General features: G+C 65.6%; 9 protein-coding genes. 2 read left to right on the top strand and 7 right to left on the bottom strand.

Translation table 11 applies throughout. From position 1 onward, the window contains the following. Positions 1-81: 81 nt before the first annotated feature. The 3 genes from ACODS5_RS23035 to ACODS5_RS23045 all read right to left on the bottom strand — a co-directional run bounded on the left by ACODS5_RS23035 (position 82) and on the right by ACODS5_RS23045 (position 3955). Complete coding sequence (locus ACODS5_RS23035; protein WP_489109733.1) at positions 82-870, bottom strand: alpha/beta fold hydrolase; 789 nt, start codon at positions 868-870, stop codon at positions 82-84. Positions 871-992: 122 nt separating this feature from the next. Further along, complete coding sequence (locus tag ACODS5_RS23040) at positions 993-1406, bottom strand: VOC family protein (RefSeq protein ID WP_489109734.1); 414 nt, start codon at positions 1404-1406, stop codon at positions 993-995. A gap of 44 nt (positions 1407-1450) precedes the next feature. Beyond that, positions 1451-3955: a UvrD-helicase domain-containing protein gene (locus ACODS5_RS23045; RefSeq protein ID WP_489109735.1), complete on the bottom strand. Its 2505-nt coding sequence runs from the start codon at positions 3953-3955 to the stop codon at positions 1451-1453. 187 nt (positions 3956-4142) lie between these two features. On the opposite strand from ACODS5_RS23045, the gene ACODS5_RS23050 reads away from it, so the two are divergent. Beyond that, the gene (locus ACODS5_RS23050) at positions 4143-4841 is read left to right on the top strand and encodes a pirin family protein (protein WP_489109736.1); all 699 of its coding nucleotides are present in this window, start codon (positions 4143-4145) and stop codon (positions 4839-4841) included. A 193-nt stretch (positions 4842-5034) separates the two neighbouring features. On the opposite strand, the gene ACODS5_RS23055 is transcribed toward ACODS5_RS23050, so the two are convergent. After that, positions 5035-5769, bottom strand: a complete 735-nt coding sequence (locus tag ACODS5_RS23055) for a hypothetical protein (protein ID WP_134694128.1) — start codon at positions 5767-5769, stop codon at positions 5035-5037. 95 nt (positions 5770-5864) lie between these two features. Then, the gene (hisN, locus tag ACODS5_RS23060; protein WP_489109737.1) at positions 5865-6656 is read right to left on the bottom strand and encodes a histidinol-phosphatase; all 792 of its coding nucleotides are present in this window, start codon (positions 6654-6656) and stop codon (positions 5865-5867) included. A 226-nt stretch (positions 6657-6882) separates the two neighbouring features. Between hisN and ACODS5_RS23065 the strand changes: the two genes are divergently transcribed. Then, on the top strand, positions 6883-7530 hold the full coding sequence (locus tag ACODS5_RS23065; RefSeq protein WP_489109738.1) for a helix-turn-helix transcriptional regulator: 648 nt from the start codon (positions 6883-6885) through the stop codon (positions 7528-7530). An 18-nt stretch (positions 7531-7548) separates the two neighbouring features. On the opposite strand, the gene ACODS5_RS23070 is transcribed toward ACODS5_RS23065, so the two are convergent. Then, positions 7549-8028, bottom strand: coding sequence for a VOC family protein (locus ACODS5_RS23070; protein ID WP_134694125.1), 480 nt, complete (start codon positions 8026-8028; stop codon positions 7549-7551). Between the two features lie 184 nt (positions 8029-8212). Continuing rightward, on the bottom strand, positions 8213-9059 hold an 847-nt coding region (locus tag ACODS5_RS23075), incomplete at its 5' end, for a phosphopantetheine-binding protein (protein ID WP_489109739.1).

A 9059-nucleotide genomic window follows, 5' to 3' on the forward strand; every position in this document is an offset into this window, starting at 1 on the left:
GGCTGACATGGGAAGGGGGGACAAAGAATTTGCGGGCCAATCAGGGCTGGGAGGTGTACGCCGCCACGGGGGCGGCGCCTATCAGATCGAGCGCTGAAAAAAGCCCACCGCGGCCTCCAGCACCCAGCCCGGTTGCTGGCGATGCGGCACATGCCCGCCGCCCTCCAAGACCTGCACCTGTACCGCCCCCGCCGCCAGCTTGGCTAGGCGCTGGGGATGCGCCAGGCTACCGAACTCATCCTGATCACCGTGCAGGCTCAACAAAGGGCAACGCAGCTGCGCCAGAACCTGGTCGAGGTTCCAATTGGCAAAATCCGCTGAGAGCCAGGTGTCGATCCAGGCCCGCAGCACCCACTCGGCCTTGTCGCCGTGGTAACGCTGCAAACGCTGCAACTGCCCCGGCGCGGCGAACTGCTGCTCGGCGGCGCGAATCCCGGCCAGGGTGCGCGCCTCGACGAACGCCTGGGCCGACTCGGTAATCACCCCCCGGCAGCGTTCGGCATGGGTGGCGGCGCAGGCCATGGCCATGCCGCCACCGACACTGTGACCGAACACGATGAACGGACCGATCGCCCTCTGCGCCAGCAGCGCGGCGAAACCCTCGCTGGCCTCGGCTTCGACGAAGCCGGGGCGCAGTTCGCCGGGATGGGCATCCGAGCGGCCGAATCCAAGGCGGTCATAGGCGATGACCGGGTGCCCGCTGGCCTGGGCCAGTTGCTCGGGGAAGTCACGCCACAGCGCCACGCAACCTAGCGAGTCATGCATCAGGATGATGGGGACAGCGTGAGCCGCGGCGGGGATCCAGGTCTGCGCGTAGAGACGCCCTTGCGGGGTTTCGAGCCAGTGGTCTTGCACGGTGACAGCGGTCATGCGGGCTCCTGCGGCGGGTTCCGGTCGAGGCAGGCATGTTAACGGTTGAAGGTGGCCATGGGCAGGGTGCGGCGCGCAACCATCGGGGGAGCGGCACGGTCCTGCCACGACTCAATTCCTCTTCACGCCTCGGCAGCCCCCTTCAGCTCGAGCCGATTGCCGTCAGGATCAATGCAGTACAGCGACAATCCCTCGCCGTCGGCGCCATAACGCGGCTGCGCCGCCTGCACCTCGACCCCGGCGTCCTGCAACATCCGGCGCAACGCTGCCTCATCAAACGGCTCGATGCGCAGGCAGAAATGATCGAGGTTATGTCCCACGGTCCCGGGCCCCGGCCCGCCTTGCTGGCCCAGCGGTCCATCGACCGCCACCAGGTCGATCAGGCTGGCACCCGCCGCCAGGTGGATCATTCCCAGCGTTTCCCGCCGCCTACGTATGGGGCAGCCCAGCAAGTCGTGATAGAACCTCAAGCTGCGCTCCAGGTCGGCAACCCGCAACACGATATGGTCGATATGCAGAATCTCGAAAGCAGGCATGCTGGCGCTCCTCGAGCAGACGTTGCCTAGACCATAGCAGCCCTCTACTGCCCGCGCAGGTCCTCGAAGAACGCCTGGCGCCCCTGCACCTGGCTCGAGGCGCGCGGTTGCGCCGCGGCCTCGGCGCTGGGTTTCTCGACATGCCAGTAGCAATGCTTCACCGCCCGAGTCACCGCCACATAGGCCAGGCGCTGCACCTCTTCCTTCTGCGCCGTGTCGAAGGCCTGGGCATCGCCGGGCTTGCCCAGGCCGGCCAGTCGATACACCTGGTTCTTGTAAGGTGAGCTGGTCAGGTACTGGCAGTCGCCGAGCATGAACACGGCGTCGGCCTGCAGGCCCTTGGCGCTGTGATAGGTCAGCTGGCGCAAGCGGCGCTGGCTGGCCGGCAAGCTAGAATCAGCTTTAACGACATCAACTAAATACTTTTCAATCAATGACTTATCGCTTGTTTTTCGAAACAACATCATCACTGATTCGCCCTGCTGGTAATGCTCGATCAGGGTCTGGGCCAGCGCCGCCTCGTCGCGCTCGAACACCTTCACCGGCGATAACGGCAGCTCGGCCGCCAGGCCGCTGGCGCGGGCCTTCTTGCCGCTGATGGCCGCAGCGCCTTTGACCAGGTGTTCGGCGGCATCGATGATGTGCTGCTGGCTGCGGTAATTCTCCACCAGCATCACCCGGGTGTTGGCGGGCGATGGGAAGGCCTTGGTGAACTCCATGAAGTACTTCGGTGAACTGCCGCGCCAGCCGTAGATCGACTGCCAGTCGTCGCCCACGCACATCAACGAGGAATGCTGCGCCAGCCGACCGTTGTGCATGGCCGGGCCGCGCCGGCGGATCTCTGCAAGGCAGGCGCGCAGCCAACTGACGATCTGTGGCGAGACGTCCTGGAACTCGTCGATCATCAGGTGCGCCAATGGGCGCAGCAATGGGTCGGGTAGCAACGCCAGGTTTTCCGGGTTGTTCTCGCCGAACAGGGCGAACATGCGGTTATAGGTCATCACCGGCGGCGACTGGGCCAGCAGGTGCGCCTCGAAGGCTTTCCAATACAGGGCCAGGGCCTCGAAGAAGGCCGCGTCGCTGTCACCAGACGGGAAGCTCATGGCGGCCACCGCGGTGTTGACGTCCAGGCCAAGGTTCTCGATAAAGCCCGCGGCGCTGACGAATGCATCGAGCAGCGGCGCCGGGGCCAGCTCGCCCTTGACCTTGTACTCAAAGCCGGGACCGGCAACGGCATCCCCCGCCAGGGACGCGGCCAGGCGCTTAGCTGCCGTATAGTTATCTAGCCATATCAATGGTTTATCGCAGAAAGCTTGAAATAGAGTGCGCTTTACCGCCCACTCCGCACGCACCGCCAGCTTGGCCCCGGGGCGCTGGTACTGGCCGCTTTCGCTGGGGTCGAAGCCCAGCACCACCCAGGCATCCAGCCCTTCCAGGCGCCCATGCACATGGAAACGGCTGCCGCGGATCTGCACAGTCTCGCGGCACGGCTCGATGCCCTTGATCGGCCAGGCACCGGCGGCGAACCACAGGTCCTCGATCACATCGCACAGTTCCTCGTCGCGCTGCGCCGCCAGCTGGGTGACCTGCGCTCGCTTCTGCACATCCGGGTGCTCCGGGTCCAGTGGCTTGAGCAGCAGCGCCTCCTGGCGCAAGCTGCCGACCAGCTCGGCGAAACGTGGGCTGTCGGCCAGCAAGTCGCGGTAGCACAGGTTCAGTTGCTGGCGCTGGGCGTCGTTCAGGCGCAAGTCGAAGGGATTGCCCTCGGCATTGGCTTCGGCCCCGGCGGGCAGCTCGTTGCCCAGGGTCTCGAAGGCGCGCACCTGGGCAAAGCCCGGCAGGCTGCGCACCAGCGGCAGGATGCGCGAGTGGAAGGTACGCACCAGCTCGCGCCCCTGGGCCGGCGACAAGGCTACCTGCCACAGGCCGAACACCTGCAGCAGGCGCTGGATGAAGTCCTTGCGCGACTCGCGGGTGAAGGTCACCACGGTCAGGGCGTCGAGCTCGAAGCCCAGGTAGTGGCGCAGCAGCAGGATACGCAGCACCAGCGAAGTCGACTTGCCGGCCCCGGCCCCGGCCACCACACAGGTGGAAGGCGTGTCGCTGAAGATCAGCTTCCACTGCGCGGCACTCGGTTGGGCGTCCGCCGGCAGGCGCTGGGCCACGTCAGCCTTGAAGCGCTTTTTCAGCTCGGCGCTTAGCGGCAGACGCCAGTCATCGAACAGCTTGTCGTCCTGGCCTGGCGCCGCGGCATGCTCCGGACGGGTGTCGCGGATGATCAATACCTGGCGCCCAGCCTCGTAACCCTCCACCCGACCACGCTCGTACCCTTCGCGCAGCCCATCGGCATGGCCACTGCGCTGGCCGCTGGCATGCCCTAGGAACCAGGAGTCACGGTGCTGCGCCTGCAGGCGGCTCAAGCCACGGCCCAGCAGGCGCGCGGCGAGGCGGCGCAGCCAGGGCAACTGGGCGGGCGGGGTCAGGTCGGCCGGGGCCTGGGGATGCGCGTGGGGCACGGTCACTCCGTTGAAGATCGAAACACCAGGCATGGTCGCCTGATCCGCCGCAAAGCGCCAGCGAATGCTTATGGATCATGGGATTAGGCGATGAACCGCAGGTAGCGTCGAACTCATAACAATCTATTAATTAGATCAAACCAAGCCGATATTTACGCTTTTTTTCGATCTTTCAAACACCCATCATGGCCCCATTCCACCGATTCAGAGGAGCACCATCATGCTGCAACTGCGACCCTTCGAAAGCCTCGGCCATGCCAACCACGGCTGGCTCGACGCTCATCACCACTTCTCGTTCGCCGAATACCATGATCCGGCGCGCATGCACTGGGGCAACCTGCGGGTCTGGAACGACGACCTGATCGCTGCCGGTGCCGGCTTCCCGCCACACCCGCACCGCGACATGGAAATCATCACCTATGTCCGCGAAGGCGCCATCACCCACCAGGACAGCCTGGGCAACAAAGGCCGCACCGAGGCCGGTGATGTGCAGGTGATGAGCGCCGGTAGCGGTATCGTGCACAGCGAATACAACCTGGAGCAGGTTGATACGCGGATTTTCCAGATCTGGATCATTCCCGAGAACCTTGGCGCTGCGCCGTCCTGGGGCACCCGGCCCTTCCCCAAGGGGGAGCGTGGCGAAGGTTTCGTGACCCTTGCCAGCGGCCGTGCGGAGGATGAAGGCAACCTGCGCATCCGTACCGATGCCCGCCTGGTGGCTGCCACCCTGAAGGCTGGGGAAAGCGCCGAGTACACCTTCGACCCGGGGCGCCGTGGCTACCTGGTGCCGGCCAAGGGCCGGGTCGAGATCAACGGCGTGCAGGCCAAGGCCCGCGACGGCGTGGCGATCGAGCAGGAAAGCATGCTGCGAGTGACCGCGCTGGAAGACAGCGAGATCGTCCTGGTCGATGTGGCTTGAGTGCAGGAGCCAGCTTGCTGGCGAACCAGCCGGCGCGGAGTCTCGCTGTTCGCCGGCAAGCCGGCTCCTACAGGTTTGCGGCGCACCCCGCCCCGTAGGAGCCAGCTTGCTGGCGAACCAGGCGCCACGGTGGATTGCCGGTGTTCGCCGACAAGCCGGCTCCTACGGCGGTTACGGCCGCTAGCAGACCCGCTCACTGCACCGGCAGGAAGTTCATCAGCAACAGGCTCTGCGCATAGTTCAGGCCAATGCGCCGATAGCGCTCATCGAGCATCTGCGCCAGCAGGTCGAGGCGCGCGACCACCTTGCCGAATTCCACGGCAAAACTCAGGTTGCTGCCCTGCTCGGAAATCTCGTTGGAGAACAGCAACAACACCCCGTTGGCATCCTGGCGCTGGCTGAGCATCCAGGTGGCCTTCTCGATATTGCGCGCCGCGTTGTTGATGAACAGCGGGTCGATGGCGTCGGTCATGTAGAACTCGGTACGCCCGCCGTGGGCAGTGACCAGCATGCTGCCGATGGCATAGATGAACGCGCCGACCCGGTCGCCGCGAAACTCCGGGCTCAGGGCATAGCTCAAGGCCGCCAGGTCGCGGCGCTCGCCCAACTGCGGCAACGGCTGGCGCTGCTCGATGGCAATGCGGATCTGCCGCGCGGCGGTGGTGGCGTCGAGATAGCCGGACTGTTTCCACTGGCTGGGGTTGCGCAGGTACAGCTTGTTCATCAGCAGATACAGGCTCTGCAGGTTGTCGCGCATGGCCAGCGTCGCCATGCGGTCGACACTGGTCTGGAACAGCTCGTCAGGCTTGCCATTGCGCAGCTGGGTGAGCAGGTCGCTGCCCTGCTGCTGGCTACAGCCGCTCAAGGCAACCACGGTGGCCGCCAGCAGCAGGCGTGGGGGGATCAGGGCAAGTCGTCGTACAGCCATCGGCACCGGTAGCAAGGGTCGGCCGCAACGGGGATCGCCGCGACCTGGCCATGCATAGAACGCACAAATGCGAAAAAGTGCGATGGTACCGGGTGTTACATGGCGTGACGCAGCATCGCCACCACCTGCGCATGCAGCGCCGGATCACCGCACGCCACCACGCAACCGCCGTTCTGCGCGGTGCTGCCATCCCAGGCAGTGATCACCCCGCCCGCCCCTTCGATGATCGGCATCAGCGCCTGCACGTCGTAAGGTTGCAGGCTGGCCTCGACAATCACGTCGACGAACCCCGAAGCCAGCATGCAATAGGCGTAGCAGTCGCCGCCGTAGCGCATCAGCCGGGCCTGGCCGGCCACCTGCTCGAAGGCCGCCTTGCGCGCTGGCGTGTCGAACATGTCCGGGGTGGTGCACATCAGCGTGGCTGTGGCCAGCTCGCCACAGGCGCGGGTTTTCAGCGGCGTACCGCTGCGCCAGGCGCCTTCGGGCGTGCCGACGAAACGCTCGCCGGTGAACGGCTGGTTCATCACGCCGATGACCGGCCGCTGGCCATCGTTGAGGGCGATCAGCGTGCCCCACAGCGGCAGGCCGGTGATGAAGGCGCGGGTGCCGTCGATGGGGTCGAGCACCCAATGCAGCGGGCTACTGCCCGCTACCGTTCCTTGCTCCTCGCCCAGAATGCCGTGCTGCGGGTAGCGCGCCTGGATCAGCGCGCGCATGGCGTCCTCGGCGGCCTTGTCGGCCACGGTGACCGGATCGTACAGACGCCCGCCCTTGTCCTCGACCTCGAGGCTGGCGCGAAAATACGGCTGGATCGCGTGGGCGGCGGCATCGGCCAGCTGTTCGGCGAAGGCGCGGAATTCGCCGATCTGTGCTGTGCTCAGGGACATGGGGCGGGCCTCGTTGGGGAAAGGGCTCGCATCATACCCGAGTGCATGGGCGACTGTGACGCACGGGCGCAAGTGATATTGTTATGCCATTATTCCAGCTTCATTTAACCGTCACTCAATCGTTGTACTAGGATAGCAAGCAGCGCCAACGGCCCCGCCGCCAGCCAAGGATGCTGGCTACAGGCGTGCATGGCCTTTCGTACCACCGTACCTCATGGATGACACGATGAATTCGCACCTGCTGTTTCCGCAGATCGGCAAAGTCATAGCCAGTACCGGCAGCCGCCACTTCCCCCGGCACCTGCACGACCTGATCCAGACTCACCTGACCATCGACGCTACCCATATCCGCCAATTGCGGGTGACCCCTGCCTGCTGCGCCCATGCCGACGCCACGCTGCTCAGCGAGACGGTGTTCAGCGCCGGCGAGCCGAGCGACGTTTTCGACGACCCGGCACGCCTGCGCCTGGCCCGGCGCAAGGATGGCTACCACTACGAAATCACCGTGCTGCGCGCCGATCCGCGCTACGGCTTCTCCGCCACCGAGCGCAGCCGGCTGGAGGATATCTCGCCGTTGTTGTTGCCCATGCTGGAAAAACACATCAGCGCCTTGCAGCCGCCCGTGGCCCAGGCAAGCGAACCCGAAAGCCTCGAACAGCGCTTTGTCGAACGCTTGCGCCAGACCGGCATCGCCCTGTCGGAGCGCGAAATGCAGGTATGCCGGGGGCTGCTGGCCGGGCACACGGCACCGCAGCAGGCCGAGCGCTTGCAGTTGAAGGTCAATACCGTGGAGAGCTACCTGCGGCGCGCGGCGATCAAGCTGGGGATCGGCGGGCGCCATTCGCTGATGCGCTGGATGTATGGCGAAAGTTGAAACTGGCGTGTCGTACCCTCAGCCCTTGAGCGCCTTCTCGATGGCGGCAATGTCGATCTTGCCCATGCTCATCATCGCCTCCCAGGCGCGCTTGGCCGCCGCCCGGTCGCTACCGGCCACGGCCTGGGTGAGGATGCGCGGGCTGATCTGCCACGACAGCCCCCACTTGTCCTTGCACCAGCCGCAGACGCTGGCCTGGCCTGCGTTGTCGACGATGGCGTTCCAGTAGCGATCGGTTTCTTCCTGGGAGTCGGTCGCCACCTGGAACGAAAACGCCTCGCTGTGGCGAAAGCTGTCGCCGCCGTTGAGGCCGAGGCAGGGTATGCCCATCACGGTGAACTCAACGGTGATCACGTCGCCTTCCTTGCCGCTTGGGTAGTCCCCCGGCGCCTTGTGCACAGCAGTCACGCGGCTGTCGGGAAAGGTTCTGGCGTAGAAGTTGGCGGCAGCCTCGGCGTCGTTTTCGTACCAGAGGCAGACAAGGTTCTTGGGGGACATGGGGGCCTGCGGGGTTTCAGGGTTTAACCGCAGTCTAGTCCCCGTTGCCGCCTGGACGGCACGCCTGCGATCAACGGTGGGGGAATGTGCACCGACACACCGTATCGCGCCTACGCGCGCTCGTGGCGTGCATCGCGCCACCCAAACGCCCGTTCAAGACTCACCCATGCAACCCGGATCCCCTTCAAATCCGCCGTCGCCCGCCCAACCCCGGCACCGTCGAGCGCGGAATGTCCACCTGCTGCAGCTGGCGCTGCGTATGCGCCGCCAACCCCGCCAGGGTCGGCTGCTTGAACAACATCCGCGCATCGGCATGCAACCCCGCCTGACGCATGCGCGCCACCAGGCTGACCGCCAGCAACGAATGCCCGCCCAGCTCGAAGAAGTTGTCGTCGCGCCCTACCTGCTCGACCTTGAGCACCTCGCTCCAGATCTGTGCCAGCGTCTGCTCCAGCGCATCCCGAGGCGCTGCATAGACGCGGCTGATCACCGCCTCCACCCCGGGCGCCGGCAAGGCATTACGGTCGACCTTGCCATTGGGGCTCAGCGGCAACGCGCCGAGCACCACATAAGCCGACGGCACCATGTAGGTTGGCACGCGTGCCAGCAGGTGGTTGCGCAGAGCCTCCAGCGTCGGCGCGGCCTGCCCCTCGCGGCAGGTCACATAGGCCACCAGGCGCTCGTCGCGCACCAGCACCACGGCCTGGTCCAACGCCGGATGGGCCACCAGCAGCGCCTCGAGCTCGCCCGGTTCGATCCGCAGCCCGTTGAGCTTGACCTGAAAATCGTTGCGCCCAAGGAACTCCAACTCGCCATCGGCGCGATAGCGCACCAGGTCGCCGGTGCGGTACAGCCGGTCGCCCGTCACGAACGGGCTGGCGATAAAGCGCGCCGCCTGCAGCACCGGCAAGCCCAGGTAGCCCCGGGCCACGCCGATACCGCCGATGTGCAGCTCGCCAGTGCAACCCAGCGGCACCGGGCGGTCCTGGGCGTCAAGCAGGTACAGCCGGGTGTTGCCGATCCGCCGGCCG

Source organism: Pseudomonas sp. FG47, assembly GCF_057809115.1.